This is a genomic window from Methylobacterium guangdongense (assembly GCF_038442355.1).
Taxonomy (GTDB): domain Bacteria; phylum Pseudomonadota; class Alphaproteobacteria; order Rhizobiales; family Beijerinckiaceae; genus Methylobacterium; species Methylobacterium guangdongense.
The window spans coordinates 162,101-176,689 of sequence record NZ_JBBXMX010000008.1 but is presented as its reverse complement, the minus strand read 5'-3'; the positions used below and the strand labels follow the sequence as shown (position 1 = coordinate 176,689).

Below are 14,589 nucleotides of genomic sequence, written 5' to 3'. Positions count from 1 at the left end.
CGTGCGGCTCCTCCTCCTCAACCCGAACACCTCGGCCGCCATGACGGCGCGGATGGAGGCCGCCGCCGCCGCGGCGCTCGCCCCCGACGCGGTGCTCACGGCGCTCACGGCCGCCCGGGGCCTGCCCTACATCGCGAGCCGCGCGGAGGCGCAGCTCGCGGGCGCCGCCGTGCTGGAGACCCTGGCCGAGCATCAGGCCGGCTTCGACGCCGCCATCATCGCGGCCTTCGGCGATCCCGGGCTGACCGCGGCGCGGGAGCTGTTCGACCTGCCGGTGGTCGGCATGGCCGAGGCGGCGATGCTTACCGCCTGCCAGCTCGGCCAGCGTTTCGGCATCGTGACCTTCTCGGGCACGCTGTTACCCTGGTACGAGGACGCGGTCGCCCTCGCCGGCCTGTCGGCCCGGTGCGCCTGCGTCCGCGCGGTGGCGGCGGGCTTCCGCTCGGTCACAGAGGTGCAGCACGAGCTGGAGGCCGAGATCGTCGCCCTGGCCAACCGGGCCGTCACCGAGGACGGGGCCGACGCGGTGATCCTGGCCGGGGCTCCCCTCACCGGCCTCGCCGCCCGGATCGGCGATGCGGTGCCGGTGCCGCTGGTCGATCCGCTGGCAGCCGCCCTCGGCCAGGCGCAGGCCCTGGTCCGGCTCGGCGCGCGGCCCGCGCGGGCAGGCCGCTTCGCCCGGCCGCCGGCCAAGCCCGCCACCGGCCTCGCCCCGGCCCTGCGGCGCTGGATCGAGCGGGACGACGCCTGACAGACGCCGCGTCAGGCGCCGCGTCAGGCGCCCGCGAACACGCTGCCCCAGCCGGTGATCGCCGCAGGATCCAGCCCGGCGAGGTCCATCGCCTTCCAGAGGCTGACGGCGACGGAATCGTAGACCGGGATCCCGAGCTCCGCCTCCAGGGCGGGCGCCAGGGCGGCGCCCGCGAGGTTGGTGCAGACGATGGCGGCGGCCTCGGCGGCGGCGACGGCGCGGGCGCCGAGGCCGCCGCGAAGGAAAAATTCTCCGACAGGCCGAGATGCCGCTCGGCCGAGCAAGCGAGTCCGTCGGCCTGCCAGTTCGCCTGGATCCGCGCCTGGACGTTCCCCGTGTAGGGCGTCACCAGCCCGACACGCCGGATCCCGCGCCGCTGGAACAGGTCGCGGAAGGCCAGCGCCGAGGTCGCGGCCGGCACGCCGGTCCGCTGCGTGATCGCCGCGGACAGGGCCGTATCGTTCGCTGAAGCCGAGCCACGCGCCCGCCGTGCCGTTCCAGACGATCGCGGCGACGCGGGCATCGGCCAGCAGCGCGGCGCTGGCCGCGGGGTCGTTCCTCGCCGTTTCAGGACGGGGATAAAAGTTTCACGGTGGGGGTCGGGCTAGTGCGTCCTTTCGCCGGCTGCTTTATTCCACCGTCACGTCCGTGCATGATGGAAGAAAGAGCATCGTGTCCTCGGATACCGATGCTTTCGCGGGATCTCGTCGCAAGCCCGACGTCAACGGGTCGTCGATTCCGCCAGTGGGAGGATTTTGGATGGATCGTCGCGTCCTGTTGGCCGGCGTCGGCGGTCTCGCCGCGTGGACTGCGCTTCGCCCGTCAATCTCCACCGCGGCCGGCGACAGGACCCCCATCGTGCTCTGGCACGCGATGTCGGGCGCGAACGGCGAGGAGGTCGAGCGGCTGACGCGCGCCTTCAACGCGAGCCAATCCGAGGTCACGCTGGAGGCGGTCTACAAGGGCTCCTACCCGGAGACGCTGACGGCGGCGATCGCCGCCTACCGGGCCGGCAAGGCGCCGCACATCGTCCAGATCTTCGAGGTCGGCACGGGCACGATGCTGCAGGCCGGCCCCGCCATCAAGCAGGCCTGGAAGCTCGCGGAGGAGACCGGATTCGACCTCGATCCCAAGGCCTACATCCCCGGCGTGCGCGGCTATTACAGCCTGCCGGACGGCAAGCTCGCCTCGATGCCGTTCAACTCCTCGACCGCGGTGATGTGGTACAACCGCGACGCCTTCGAGAAGGCGGGGCTCGATCCCGACACGCCGCCGGCCACCTACGACGACTACGCCAAGGCGGCCCGCACCCTCGCGTCGAAGGCGCCCACGCCGATCGCGAGCACGTCGGCCTGGATGACCTGGATCCAGTTCGAGGAATACGCCGCGATCCAGAACCTCGCCTACGCCACCGAGAACGACGGCTATGACGGGCTCGGCGCGGAACTACTCATCAACACGAAGCCCTTCGTCGACCAGCTCCAGCGCTTCCTCGACCTGTCGAAGGACGGCGCCTTCAAGTATACCGGCCGCGACGGCGCGCCGGACGCGGTCTTCTATTCCGGCCAGGCCGCGATCGGGTTCGGCTCGTCCTCGGGCCGTGCCGACATCGTCAAGAACGCCAAGTTCCGCTACGCCGAAGCCTTCCTGCCGACCGAGCCGGCCCTGAACCCGCGGCCGAACAACTCGATCATCGGCGGCGCCAGCCTCTGGGCGATGACGGCGCCGAAGCGCACCGAGGCCGAGTACAAGGGCGTCGCGGCCTTCTACGCCTTCATCGCGAAGCCCGAGCAGGTCGCCCTCTACGCCCAGAACACCGGCTACGTCCCGGTGACGCTCGCGGGCTACGAGGCCACCAAGCAGGCGGGCTATTTCGACAAGAACCCCGGCACCGACGTGCCGGCGCGGCAGCTCTCCCGCGGGGAGCTGACCCCGAACTCGCGCGGCCTGCGCCTCGGTCGCCTGCCGGAGATCCGCGCGATCCTCTACGAGGAGATCGAGAAGGCGCTCCAGGGCCAGCAGACCGCGCAGGCCGCGATGGACAGCGCCACCGCGCGCGGCAACCGCGTGCTGCGCGACTTCCAGAAATCCGCGCGCGGCTGACGCGGCGGACCGGAAGGCTTCCCCGAGCATGGAACGACGGACGCTGTTCCCGGGCCGGCTGCTGCCGGCCCTGCTGATCCTGCCGCAGCTGGTGCTGACGGTGGTGTTCTTCCTGTGGCCGGCCGTCCAGGCGATCCGGTCGAGCCTGGAGCGCGAGGACGCCTTCGGCACCAGCACGGAATTCGTCGGGCTTGACAACTTCACCGACCTGTTCGCGGATCCGCTCTACCTCGCGGCGATCGGGCGGACGGTGGTGTTCTGCGCCTGCGTGACCGCTCTCTCGATGGGCGTGGCGCTGGTGCTCGCCGTCCTGGCCGATACCGAGATCCGCGGCCGCGCCTTCTACCGCACGATGCTGATCTGGCCCTACGCGGTGGCGCCCGCCATGGCGGCGGTGCTGTGGGTGCTGATGTTCCACCCGCAGATCGGCCTCGTCGGCGCGTGGCTGAACCGGATCGGGATCGCCTGGGACTACAAGCTCGACGGCACCCAGGCCATGGCGCTGGTAATCCTGGCCGCCGCCTGGAAGCAGATCAGCTACAACTTCATCTTCTTCCTGGCGGGCCTCCAGGCCATCCCCAAGACGATCATCGAGGCGGCCCGGATCGACGGCGCCCGGGGCCTGCGCCGGTTCCGCACCATCATCCTGCCGCTGCTGATGCCGACGGTCTACTTCCTGCTCGTCGTCGATCTCGTCTACGCGGCCTTCGACACCTTCGCGACGGTCTACGCGGTGAACGGCGGCGGGCCGGGCCAGTCGACCCAGACGCTCGTCCTCAAGGTCTATCTCGACGGCGTCGTCAACGCGAATGTCGGCGCGTCCTCGGCGCAGTCCGTGGTGCTGATGGCCGGCGTCATCGTCCTCTGCGCCCTGCAGTTCCGGTTCCTCGGGCGGAAGGCCGTCACCTGATGTCCCGGAGAGCGCTGAATCTCATTCCCCACGCCGTCCTGATCCTGGCGATCCTGCTCTTCGCCCTGCCGATCTGGATCGCGATCGCCGGCTCGACCCAGGATTCGGCCGTGATCGCCCGCGGCGAGGTCTCGCTCGTCCCGAACCTCTCCGGCCTCGGGGTCTACCGCGACGTGCTGATGGACGGGTCGGCCGGGGCCGGGCCGGTCTGGCGGGCGCTGCTGGTCTCGGCCGGGATGGCGCTCGCCATCGCGTTCGGCAAGATCGCCCTGTCGCTGCCCTCGGCCTACGCGGTCACCTTCTTCCGCTTCCCGTTCCGCATGGCGGCCTTCTGGCTGATCTTCCTGACCCTGATGCTGCCGGTCGAGGTGCGGCTGATCCCGACCTTCCAGGTCATGTCGTCGCTCGATCTGATCAACAGCTTCACGGGGCTGACGATTCCCCTGATCGCCTCCGCGACGGCGACGCTGCTGTTCCGTCAGACCTTCCTCGCCGTCCCGGACGAGCTCGTCGAGGCGGCGCGGATCGACGGGGCCGGCCCCCTGCGCTTCCTGCGGGACATCCTGATCCCGGTCTCGGGCGCCAACATCGCGGCCCTGTTCGTGATCCTGTTCGTCTACGGCTGGAACCAGTACCTGTGGCCGCTGCTCGTCGCGACCGATCCCAAGCTCGACACGGTGGTGATCAGCATCGTGAAGATGATCGGCGTCGACACCGCCACCGAATGGAACAAGGTCATGGCGACGGCGGTGCTGGCGCTGATCCCCCCGGTGGCGGTGGTGCTCCTGATGCAGCGGTGGTTCGTGAAGGGCCTGACGGAGGGCGACAAGTGATGGCGGGCCTGGAACTCGACGGCCTGCGCAAGAGCTTCGGCAGCACCGAGATCCTGAAGGGGGTCGACCTCGCCCTGGCGGACGGCGAGATGCTGGTGATCGTCGGCGCGTCGGGCTGCGGAAAATCCACCCTGCTGCGCATCGTGGCGGGCTTGGAGACGCCCACCACCGGGCGCGTCCTGATCGACGGGCGCGACGTCACGGATCTCGACCCGTCGGCGCGCGACATCGCCATGGTGTTCCAGAACTACGCGCTCTATCCGCACATGAGCGTGTTCGACAACATGGCGTACGGGCTGAAGATCCGCGGCCTGCCCCGGGCCGAGATCCGCGCCAAGGTCGATGCGGCCTCGTCCCTGCTGGGCCTGGAGGCGCTGCTCGCGCGCAAGCCGCGTCAGCTGTCCGGCGGCCAGCGCCAGCGGGTCGCCATGGGACGCGCCATCGTCCGCGATCCGAAGCTGTTCCTGTTCGACGAGCCCCTGTCGAATCTCGACGCCAAGCTGCGGGTGCAGATGCGCGGCGAGATCCGCCGCCTCCAGCGCCGGCTGAAGGTCACGAGCCTCTACGTCACGCACGATCAGGTCGAGGCGATGACGCTGGGCGACCGGCTGCTCGTGATGCACCAGGGCGTGCCGGTGCAACTGGCGACGCCGACCGAGGTCTTCGAGCGCCCCGCCGACACCTACGTGGCGGGGTTCATCGGCTCGCCCGCGATGAACCTGCTGCCCGGCCGGCTCGGGCGGAACGGCACGATGGTGACGGTCGCGGGCACCGACATCGACCTCGGAACCCGGCGGTTCGACCGTCCCGACGGGTTCCCCGTGGTCCTGGGCATCCGCCCGGAACATGTCGTGCCCGACGCGTCGGGCATGGCGTGGCCGGTCGAGGTGGTGGAACTGCTCGGGTCCGAGATGCTGGTCCATGCCGGCCGTCCGGGCGACGCGGCGCTGACGCTCAAGCTCGCGAACGGCGCTCCGGTGGGCGACACCATCCGGGTCGCGTTCCCCGCCGCGCATCTCCACGTCTTCGACCAGGCGACCGGCCTGCGGATGGAGACCTGAGGGCCAGCCGAAGCAGATTTGCGTTGGCAGACCCACGGTACACCACACAGGACCGGAAGCCTCCCAGCCGTCCAACCCTCCACCTCATCCTGAGGTGCGCGCGCAGCGAGCCTCGAAGGAGGGCTCCAGCCAGCCGCGCGATCCTTGGAGGGCTCCTTCGAGGCCTGCGCTGCGCTTCGGCACCTCAGGATGAGGGGATCGGGTGGGATCGCTCGATGACGTGCCGCGGGATGCTGTCGTATCCTGTGGGCAGACCCGCTTCATCCGCTTAGGTCCTTGGTTGATCGCAGGTTTTCGTCGCAAACCCGGCGGCCACTTTTGCGAAACCCGCTAGGGCAACACGAGGCCGGCGACGCCGTAGATCAGGGCCGCGACGAGGGCGGCGGCCGGCATCGTGACCACCCAGGCGACCACGATGCCCTGGGCGACGTTCCAGCGGACCGCCGAGACCCGCCGCGCCGCGCCGACGCCGACGATCGCCCCGGTGATCGTGTGCGTGGTCGAGACCGGGATCCCGAACGCCGTGGCGGCGAACAGGGTCAGGGCACCGCCGGTCTCGGCGCAGAAGCCCTGCATGGGCGTCAGCCGCGTGATCTTCGAACCCATCGTGTGCACGATGCGCCAGCCGCCCAGCAGCGTGCCGAGCGCCATCGCGGTCTGGCAGGACAGCACCACCCACAGCGGCACGTGGAACCCGCCGCTTTCCGCGCCGTGGGCGTAGAGCAGCACCGCGATGATGCCCATGGTCTTCTGCGCGTCGTTGCCGCCGTGCCCCAGCGAGTAGAGCGAGGCCGACACGAATTGCAGGTTGCGGAACAGCCCGTCCACGGCCATCGGCGTGGAGCGCACGAAGATCCACGACACGCCGAGCACGAGCAGCAGCGCGAGCGCGAAGCCCAGCGCCGGGGACAGCACGATGGCGGCGCTCGTGGTGATCACGCCCGGCCAGACGATGGCGCCGAACCCGGCCTTCGCGATGCCGGCCCCCAGGAGACCGCCGATCAGGGCGTGGGAGCTGGAGGACGGGATGCCGGCATACCACGTGAGCAGGTTCCAGGTGATCGCGCCGCCGAGGGCGCCCAGGATCACCCGGTCGTTCACGACCGTGACGTCGATGATCCCGGACCCCACCGTGCCGGCGACGTGCAGCCCGAAGACCAGGAAGGCCACGAAGTTGAAGAACGCCGCCCAGAACACGGCGTAGCGGGGCGCCAGCACCCGGGTGGACACGATGGTGGCGATCGAGTTCGCGGCGTCGTGCAGCCCGTTCAGGAAGTCGAACAGCAGGGCGACGGCGATGAGGAGGATCAGGAGCGTCACGCGCGCGACCCGTCGGCTCAGACGTGCTCGACGAGGATGCTGCTGATCTGGTTCGCCACGTCCTCGAACCGATCCATGACCTTCTCCAGGCTGTCGTAGAGTTCGGACCCGACCAGGAAGGCCATCGGCTCCTGCCGGGAGGCCTTGAACAGCGCCTTCAGACCGGCATTGTGCAGGTCGTCGGCACGGCCCTCCAGCTGGATGACGCGCTCGGTGAGGGTGTTCAGGTCGGTGGCGTTCTCGCCCAGCGACCGCAATTTCGGGAGGGCTTCGGCGACCACGGAGGCCGCCTCCTGGATCACGCCGCCCATCTCGCGCATCGCCGGCTCGAAGGTCGTCACCTCGAACAGCTGGACGGCCTTGGCGGTCTTGAGCATCTGGTCGATGGCGTCGTCGAGGGCGGTCACCAGGGCCTGGATGTCGCCGCGGTCGAAGGGCGTGATGAAGGTTCTGCGGACCGCCAGCAGGGCGTCCCGGGTGATCACGTCGGCCTTGTCCTCATGCTCGGCGATCGCGCGGCAGGCCAGCGCCACCTCCTGCGTCCCGTCGAGGAGCGCCCGCAGCGCGGCCGCGCCGTCCACGAGCGTGGCGGCATGGCGCTCGAACAGGTCGAAGAAGCGATCCTCCTTCGGCATGAGCGCGCGAAACCAACCCAGCATGCGAAGCCCCGGTGTTGCGGTGTGATCGCCCCTGCGACCGTGTTCGTTCTCGGCCGCCCGCAACGACAATCCGTTTTCGCGGTCTCAGACAGCCAACGTAAGGGCGGATCTGCAGCCGGCTAGGGTTCGGACGCCGATGCGGCGTGCGATTTCCACCGATCGCGTCGCAATCAACCGGAGATCGGCGGATGGCGTGCAGGCGACCCTATTCGCCGGCGAGACAACGACGCTATGCTCACCCCATGAGCAGACTTGCCCGACACGTTCTGATCGTCGCCCTCACGCTGGTCCCGCTGGGCGCGCAGGCGCAATCTCCGCCCAACCTCACCGCCCTGACCGGCCTCGCGCCGGTTGCCGCGCTGCCCAACGCGCCCGAGGGCCAGGCGGCCCTGGACGCGAACCTGAAGGTCACGGGCGACATTCAGAGCGGCGCCCTCCGGCAGCCCCTCCTCCTGGCGTTCCCGGAGCAGCAGAAGCTCGCGCTGCGCGACTGCTTCATCACCGACGGCAATGCCACCCAGCTGGCCGATGGCCTCGGATCGAAACTCGCGGCCGCCTATCAGGAGAAGGCGCAGTACAAGGACCCCAAGACCTTCACGAGCATATCCCAATCGGTCGCCGACTTCATCGGATACACGAACAACATCGCCAAATCGGACTCGAACGCGGGCAAATATTTCTTCGCCAACGCGACGACGAACGGCAAGACTCCGGTCTCCGAGGCGGCAACCGCAATCCTCACCGCCAAGGGCGGCGTCACCGATGTGTTCGGCAAGGCCTATGGACGCCCGGCCGGCAGCCAGGGCGCCGACAGCTTCGGCAATTCCCGCCCGTTCCAGACCGAGCCGCATCTGATCGCCTATCGCGGCGCGGACTATTTCGGCCGCCCCTCGCACAGCCTCGATTGGCTGCGCGGCCCCAACCAGAACCTGTTCGACAGCCCCTCGTACCCGAGCGGCCACACCACCTACGGCTACACCGAGGCGGTGGTCCTCGCGATCCTGGTGCCCGACCGGTACCAGCAGATGATCGCCCGAGCCGCCGAATACGGCAACAACCGCATCGTCGTCGGGGCGCACTACGCGATGGATGTGATCGGGGGCCGGGCCACGGCCCTGCACGCCGTCGCCCATCTGCTGGCCAACGATCCCGCCTATGTGGGACAGACCCGCGAGAACCCCGCCGTCCTCAACGGGATGAGCCACGGAGCGACCAAGGAGATCGTCATCACGGACTATCCGGCGGCGCTCCAGGCGGCCCGGGCCGATCTCGCCGCCGCCCTCAGCGGCGCCTGCGGCGACACCGTTGCGGCCTGCGCCGCGGCCGATACCGGGCGCTTCAAGGACCCGGCGGCCAACGAGGCCCTCTACAATGCCACGCAGACCTACGGCCTGCCCGTCGTGCATCGGAACACGGCCGACACGAAGGACGATGTCGGCACGCTCGCGCCGGAGGCCGGCCATCTCCTGACCGCGGCGTTTCCCGCGCTCACGCTGGCCGAAGCCAACGCCATCCTGACCGAGACCCAGGGCCCCGGCGGCGGCTTCCTGGACGACGGCTCAGGCTTCGGCGTGTACGCGCGCCTCAACCTCTACGCGGCCGGGGGCCGCGCGGCGGCCCTGGCCGCCACCCGAGCGAAGACCGGGGCGGAAGGCGCATCGCCGACAATGCGGACCCGGTGATCCGGCCCGCACCGCGCGTCTGGTCCCGGCCGCCAAAGACCAGCGGCATCATCGGCGTGAGGGGTGTCAGGGATCGGCGTTCGTCACGTCCACACGGGATCCGCCGCAACGGCTGGCCGAGCCGCTCGTTGTCAGACGCCGTTGGAAACGAAGGTGGCTAATGAAATCCGCTGCGCGCGCATCGCTGGCCCGGGCGCTCGGCCACGTCGGACCGGCCGCGGCCAGAACGGACGTGCCCGGACCCGCTGGGATGTCGGTCGCGCGGGCGGCCCCGACGCCGATGACGGCGGGCATCCTCTCCGCGACGGCGGTGAAGCCCGATGACGAAGACGCTTGATGCCCAAGTTCGCGCTGGACGGCGCTGACACCGGACCGCCCGGACGGAAGGAAAAGCGCACGGCGTACCTGATCGCCGTGCACCAGAAGCGTGCGACCGTCCGCGTCTACGCCGTGCTGGCCGCGTCGGTCGAGACCGCCCTGACCGAGGTCCGCGCCCTGGCGACGGACGACACGGATGTCGAGGTGGTTGGCGCCCTGTCGCGTGATCTCGCCCGGCAACTCGGCCTCAAGCCCGGCGAGATCCGGCTCGTGTGACCGCGCGCGCGGTCACACGCATTGCGGTCACCCACGGGGGCATCACGCTCGACGTGCCTGCCGCGTCCCCGTCATGCGGTGCAGCCCGGTGACGACGGCTCCGCTGGGGCGTCGGCCGTGCGCGGGCTTCGGAGGGTGCGGCGATCGTGACGGCCGCCGGCCTCAGGGCCGCGCGGGATCCTCGGGCAGGAACCGCGCCACCGCGTCGTGGATCATCGCGGCGATCTCCCCCTCCCGCCGCGCGAAGGCGTCGAGCAGGCCGGACACGGCGACCGCCAGCGGCCGGCCTTTGCCGTCGATGCGCCTGGGCAGCGGGACCGCGATCGAGCCGGCGCCCGGCGTGACGAGGCCGCGGGAGAAGAAATGCCCGTCCCGCCGCAGCCGCGCGAGGTTGGCCAGGACTGCCGCGAGCGCGATCGGCGGCTGCTCGGGTGGCGCCTCCGCGTTGGTGCGGCGGACCAGCGGGCCGATCTCGGCCTCCGGGCTGTCGGCGAGCAGCGCCGTGCCGGTCGCCGACCAGACGACGAGGCGGCGCGTCCCGGGCGGGACGTGGAAGCGCATGGCGGTGCGCGCCTGCAGGACGTGGACGTACTGCGAGAAGATCGCGTTGCGCGCGGCAAGGATCACCGTGCCGCCGGTGCGCTCCGACAGGTGCTCGAGCATGCGCACGAGGCTGCCGTCGCGCACCGGTCCCTTGTCGAGCCACGCGCCGAGGAGCGCCACCCGGGGCGACGGCAGGAAGCTGCGGCTCGCCGGGTCGTAATCGAGGTAGCCGAGGCGCACGAGGCTCTTCAGGAGCATGGAGGTCGAGGATTGCGGGAGGTTCAGCCGCCCGGCGATCTCGGAGACCCGGGCCTCTCGCTGGATCTCGTCGAACAGCTCCAGGATCTGGAGCACCCGTCCGGCGGATTTCACGAAGCTCAGATCGGCGCCGGCCGGATCGGCCCCGACCGTGAGGTCCGTCCACGGGGCGTCCCGCTCTCCGATGCGCTCACGCATGCTGGACGTCCCGTCCCGAAAACCGCACGGCCCGAAACGACCCTGTTCGTCCGCGCGCAGATCCATGGTGATCGCGGCCCATCGCCGGCGTGACTCCTCCTTGACGTGCGGCGCGAGCCCCTGCCGGCCGGCGGCAGTATAGATCCGGCGCGATCCGCTCACCCTATCACACATGTGATATTCTTCAGCAGATGCGCGATGACGGTTGAAGCCGGGTCTGCGCTCTGCCCTACTCGCCCCGGTGCCGGCCTCGCCTGACCGGCCGGCACCAGGAGACCGCGCGGCAAGCGCGGCCCTGTACGGGAGGAATGCCGATGCCGATCCGCCTCGCGGCCGTCGCCGCGCGCCTCTTCGCCGTCGCCCTGATGCTCCCGGCCCTCGGCGGGGCGGTGAAGGCCGAGGCGACCTCCGTCCGCATCGGCCTGCAATACGGCCTCGTCTACCTGCCGGTGATGATCGCGCAGAGCGAAGGGCTGTTCGACAAGCGCGCGAAGGAAGCCGGACTCGACGGCCTGACCGTGACGCTGACCCGCTTCAGCGGCTCCACCGCGATGAACGACGCGCTGCTCTCCGACAGCGTCGAGCTCGGCACCCTCGGCTCGGCCGGGGCCCTGATCGCCTGGGACAAGACCCGCGGGCGCCAGCAGATCAAGAGCCTCACCGCCCTGAGCTCGGTCGTCTACACCCTGTTCACCGGCAAGGACGGGGTCGCCGCGCTGAAGGATTTCACCTTCGGCGACAAGGTCGCGGTGCCGGCCTTCAACTCGCCCCAGGCGATCCTGCTCCGGGTCGCGGCGGCCCGGCAGCTCGGCGACGCCGCCAAGGCCGACGCGCTGATGGTGAACCTGCCCCATCCGGACGCCACCGCGGCGATGCGCGCTGGACAGGGGATCGCCGGCTACTTCGCGACGCCGCCCTTCACGCAGGTTTTGCAGGCCGATCCCAAGATCCGGGCGATCATGACCTCGACCGGCCTGATCGGCAGCGGCGACATCACCGCCGCCACCCTGAACGCCAAGCAGGGCTTCATCGACGCGAATCCGAAGGTCGCGCAGGCGATCCGCGCCGGGATGGAGGATGCGGTGGCGCTGATCCGCAGCGACCCCAAGCGGGCGGCATCGATCTACCTCGCGTCCGAGCAGGTGCAGATCGATCGGGCACAGGTCGAGGCGATCCTGACGGACGGGTCCATCGTCTACGACGTGGCGCCGAAGGGCATGGTCAACCTCGCCAAGGCGATGGCGACGCAGGGCTTCCTGCGGAAGGTGCCGAGCGACTGGCAGGAGATCTTCTTCCCCGGCCTGCAGGGCCGCGACGGGAGCTGAGCGGCGCGGGTCCGGCGTCCCCCGCACGATCCCGCCGCTTACGGAGTTCCGATGCACAGCTTCCGCTTCAGCGCCGAGCCGCTTCCGCCCGAGACCGAGGCCGCCCGCGCAGCCGTCCGCGCCTTCCTCGACACGGAACGGGCGGCTGGGCATTTCGTGCCGCACCGGACCTCATGGACGACCTTCGACGCCGCCTTCAGCCGGCGTGCAGGGGCGGCGGGCTTCATCGGGCTGACCCTGCCGGAGGCCTATGGCGGCCACGCCCGCTCCGGCCTCGTCCGCTTCGTCGTCACCGAGGAGATGCTGGCGGCCGGCGCGCCCTGCGGCGCACACTGGATCGCCGACCGCCAGTCGGGCCCGCAGATCCTGCGGCACGGCACCGAGGCGGCCAAGCGGGCGATCCTGCCGCGGATCTGCCGGGGCGACTGCGCCTTCGGCATCGGCATGAGCGAGCCGAATTCCGGCTCGGACCTCGCCGCCGTGCGGACCCGGGCGGTGCGCGACGGCGACGATTGGGTGATCAACGGCTCCAAGATCTGGACGACGAACGCCCATCAGGTCGACTACCTGCTGGCCCTGGTCCGGACGGGCGAGCCCGGGCCGGACCGGCACGGCGGGCTGACCCAGTTCATCATCGACATGGCGGCCCCCGGGGTGACGGTGCGGCCGATCCTCGACCTGTCGGGCCATCACGAGTTCAACGAGGTGTTCTTCACCGATTACCGCGTCCCCGACGCGATGATGGTCGGCGCGGAGGGTGCAGGCTGGGGCCTCGTCACGGAGGAACTCGCCTTCGAGCGCTCGGGGCCCGACCGCTTCCTGTCGGATTACCGGCTGCTCGTCGAACTCGTCGACCGGATCGGGCCGGAGCCGGACCGGTTCCAGGCGGTCGAGACCGGGCGGATGGTGGCCGAGCTCACCGCGCTGCTGGGCATGTCGGCCGCGGTGGCCCGCCTCCTCGACCAGGGCGTCGTGCCGGGCGTCGAGGCGGCGCTCGTCAAGGATGTCGGCAACGGCTTCGAGCGCGCGGTGCCGGAGATCGCCCGGCGGCTCGTGCCGGTCGAGCCGAGCCTCACCGCGCAGGGCGACGCCTTCCGCGAGGCGTTGGGCGGCGTGACCCTGCGGGCGCCGTCCTTCACCCTGCGCGGCGGGACCCGCGAGGTCCTGCGCGGCGTCATCGCCCGGGGGCTGGGACTGCGATGAGCCGGACGGACCACGCGGCGGAGGCCGGCGACGCGGTCGACGGGATCGTCCTCGATCAGGTCGATCGGCTGCTCGCCCAGCACCTCACGCCGGCGCTGCTGGCGGCCTGCGACGGGGCCGCGGACACGGCCGCAAGGGCGGCAGATCTCTGGCCGGCGGATCTCTGGGCGGCGCTCGCCGAGGGCGGCCTGCCGCTGGCGCTGGTGCCCGAGGCGGAGGGCGGGATCGGCCTCGCCGCCCCGACCGCCGCCCGGCTGATCCGGCGTTGCGGCCGGGCCGCCCTGCCCCTGCCGCTGCCCGAGACCGTCGCGGGCGCGGCGCTCTGGGCTGCCGCGGGGGGACAGGTGGGCGAGGACGCCCTGTCGCTGGTCCCGGGCGGTAGCCCGCTGCGGCTCGCGCCGCACGCCGACGGCTTCGTCCTGGACGGACGGGTCGCGCAGGTGCCCTGGGGCGGTTCGGCCGCGACCCTCCTCCTCGACGCCGTCGACGCAGCCGGCGCCCCGCAGCTCGTGCGGCTCGCCGCGCCCGGCACGCTCTGCGGCACGCACCGCAACCTCGCCGGCGAGCCCCGCGACACCCTCGACCTGACCGGCTGCATCGTCCCGGCCGACGACGTCCGGGCCGCGCCGGACTGGGCCACCGGAGCGGGCGTGCCGTCCGTCGAGGCCGTCGGCGCCTGGGTGCGGGCGCAGCAGATCGTGGGTGCCCTGGAGACCTGCCTCGCCTCCGCCCTCGATCATGCGCAGGAGCGGCAGCAATTCGGCCGGCCGCTCGCCAAGTTCCAGGCGATCCAGCACATGCTGGCCGAGGCCGCGGGCCACGTCGCGGCGGCGACCGCCTCCGCCGACCTTGCCGCCGCCTGCTGGGGCGACCCGCGCTTCGGCCTCGCCACCGCGATCGCCAAGGCCCGCTGCGGCGAGGCGGCGGGCCATGTCGCGGCGATCGGCCATCAGATCCACGGGGCGATGGGCTTCACCCAGGAGCACCCGCTCCACCGCGCGACCCGGCGGCTGTGGTCCTGGCGCGACGAGTTCGGATCCGACGCCCTCTGGCAGGAACGGATCGGGCGCGCGGTCTGCGCGGGCGGCGGCGCGGCCCTCTGGCCGATGCTGGTCCGCCTGCGCGGCGGCGCCGGCTGACAGGAGAGAC

The 14,589-nt window shown here is 71.0% G+C and carries 14 protein-coding genes; 10 read left to right on the top strand and 4 right to left on the bottom strand.

Annotation, left to right across the window (positions count from 1 at the left end; genetic code table 11):
• The first annotated feature begins 1 nt into the window (after position 1).
• Positions 2-751 carry an aspartate/glutamate racemase family protein gene (locus AAHG09_RS17015; protein WP_342108633.1) on the top strand — a complete coding sequence of 250 codons (750 nt, stop codon included), beginning with the start codon at positions 2-4 and terminating at the stop codon, positions 749-751.
• A gap of 23 nt (positions 752-774) precedes the next feature.
• On the opposite strand, the gene AAHG09_RS17010 is transcribed toward AAHG09_RS17015, so the two are convergent.
• The gene (locus tag AAHG09_RS17010; protein WP_342108632.1) at positions 775-1,035 is read right to left on the bottom strand and encodes a hypothetical protein; all 261 of its coding nucleotides are present in this window, start codon (positions 1,033-1,035) and stop codon (positions 775-777) included.
• A gap of 475 nt (positions 1,036-1,510) precedes the next feature.
• Here AAHG09_RS17010 and ugpB point away from each other — a divergent pair, with 475 nt between their 5' ends.
• From ugpB to AAHG09_RS16990, 4 genes are read left to right on the top strand one after another with little or no spacing between them, the layout of a single operon-like run.
• Positions 1,511-2,854: a sn-glycerol-3-phosphate ABC transporter substrate-binding protein UgpB gene (ugpB, locus tag AAHG09_RS17005; RefSeq protein WP_342108631.1), complete on the top strand. Its 1,344-nt coding sequence runs from the start codon at positions 1,511-1,513 to the stop codon at positions 2,852-2,854.
• Between the two features lie 28 nt (positions 2,855-2,882).
• Positions 2,883-3,764 carry an ABC transporter permease subunit gene (locus tag AAHG09_RS17000; protein WP_342108630.1) on the top strand — a complete coding sequence of 294 codons (882 nt, stop codon included), beginning with the start codon at positions 2,883-2,885 and terminating at the stop codon, positions 3,762-3,764.
• Entirely contained in the window at positions 3,761-4,597 is an 837-nt protein-coding gene (gene ugpE / locus AAHG09_RS16995; protein ID WP_243999974.1) for a sn-glycerol-3-phosphate ABC transporter permease UgpE, read from the top strand. The genes AAHG09_RS17000 and ugpE overlap by 4 nt, the downstream gene beginning before the upstream one ends.
• Positions 4,597-5,658, top strand: a complete 1,062-nt coding sequence (locus AAHG09_RS16990; protein WP_342108629.1) for an ABC transporter ATP-binding protein — start codon at positions 4,597-4,599, stop codon at positions 5,656-5,658. The genes ugpE and AAHG09_RS16990 overlap by 1 nt, the downstream gene beginning before the upstream one ends.
• A gap of 330 nt (positions 5,659-5,988) precedes the next feature.
• Here AAHG09_RS16990 and AAHG09_RS16985 read toward each other — a convergent pair whose 3' ends face one another.
• Together AAHG09_RS16985 and AAHG09_RS16980 are read right to left on the bottom strand one after the other, a co-directional pair.
• On the bottom strand, positions 5,989-6,978 hold the full coding sequence (locus AAHG09_RS16985; RefSeq protein ID WP_342108628.1) for an inorganic phosphate transporter: 990 nt from the start codon (positions 6,976-6,978) through the stop codon (positions 5,989-5,991).
• A 17-nt stretch (positions 6,979-6,995) separates the two neighbouring features.
• Complete coding sequence (locus AAHG09_RS16980) at positions 6,996-7,637, bottom strand: DUF47 domain-containing protein (RefSeq protein ID WP_342108627.1); 642 nt, start codon at positions 7,635-7,637, stop codon at positions 6,996-6,998.
• Between the two features lie 242 nt (positions 7,638-7,879).
• On the opposite strand from AAHG09_RS16980, the gene AAHG09_RS16975 reads away from it, so the two are divergent.
• The gene (locus AAHG09_RS16975; RefSeq protein ID WP_342108626.1) at positions 7,880-9,319 is read left to right on the top strand and encodes a phosphatase PAP2 family protein; all 1,440 of its coding nucleotides are present in this window, start codon (positions 7,880-7,882) and stop codon (positions 9,317-9,319) included.
• Between the two features lie 336 nt (positions 9,320-9,655).
• Positions 9,656-9,913: a hypothetical protein gene (locus AAHG09_RS16970; protein WP_342108625.1), complete on the top strand. Its 258-nt coding sequence runs from the start codon at positions 9,656-9,658 to the stop codon at positions 9,911-9,913.
• A 162-nt stretch (positions 9,914-10,075) separates the two neighbouring features.
• Here the strand turns inward: AAHG09_RS16970 and AAHG09_RS16965 are convergent, their stop codons facing one another.
• Positions 10,076-10,912, bottom strand: coding sequence for an IclR family transcriptional regulator (locus AAHG09_RS16965; protein WP_342108624.1), 837 nt, complete (start codon positions 10,910-10,912; stop codon positions 10,076-10,078).
• A gap of 314 nt (positions 10,913-11,226) precedes the next feature.
• Here AAHG09_RS16965 and AAHG09_RS16960 point away from each other — a divergent pair, with 314 nt between their 5' ends.
• From AAHG09_RS16960 to AAHG09_RS16950, 3 genes are read left to right on the top strand one after another with little or no spacing between them, the layout of a single operon-like run.
• Positions 11,227-12,237 carry an ABC transporter substrate-binding protein gene (locus AAHG09_RS16960; RefSeq protein WP_342108623.1) on the top strand — a complete coding sequence of 337 codons (1,011 nt, stop codon included), beginning with the start codon at positions 11,227-11,229 and terminating at the stop codon, positions 12,235-12,237.
• Positions 12,238-12,288: 51 nt separating this feature from the next.
• The gene (locus AAHG09_RS16955) at positions 12,289-13,440 is read left to right on the top strand and encodes an acyl-CoA dehydrogenase family protein (protein ID WP_342108622.1); all 1,152 of its coding nucleotides are present in this window, start codon (positions 12,289-12,291) and stop codon (positions 13,438-13,440) included.
• Complete coding sequence (locus AAHG09_RS16950; protein WP_342108621.1) at positions 13,437-14,579, top strand: acyl-CoA dehydrogenase family protein; 1,143 nt, start codon at positions 13,437-13,439, stop codon at positions 14,577-14,579. The genes AAHG09_RS16955 and AAHG09_RS16950 overlap by 4 nt, the downstream gene beginning before the upstream one ends.
• The last annotated feature ends 10 nt before the right edge of the window (positions 14,580-14,589 follow it).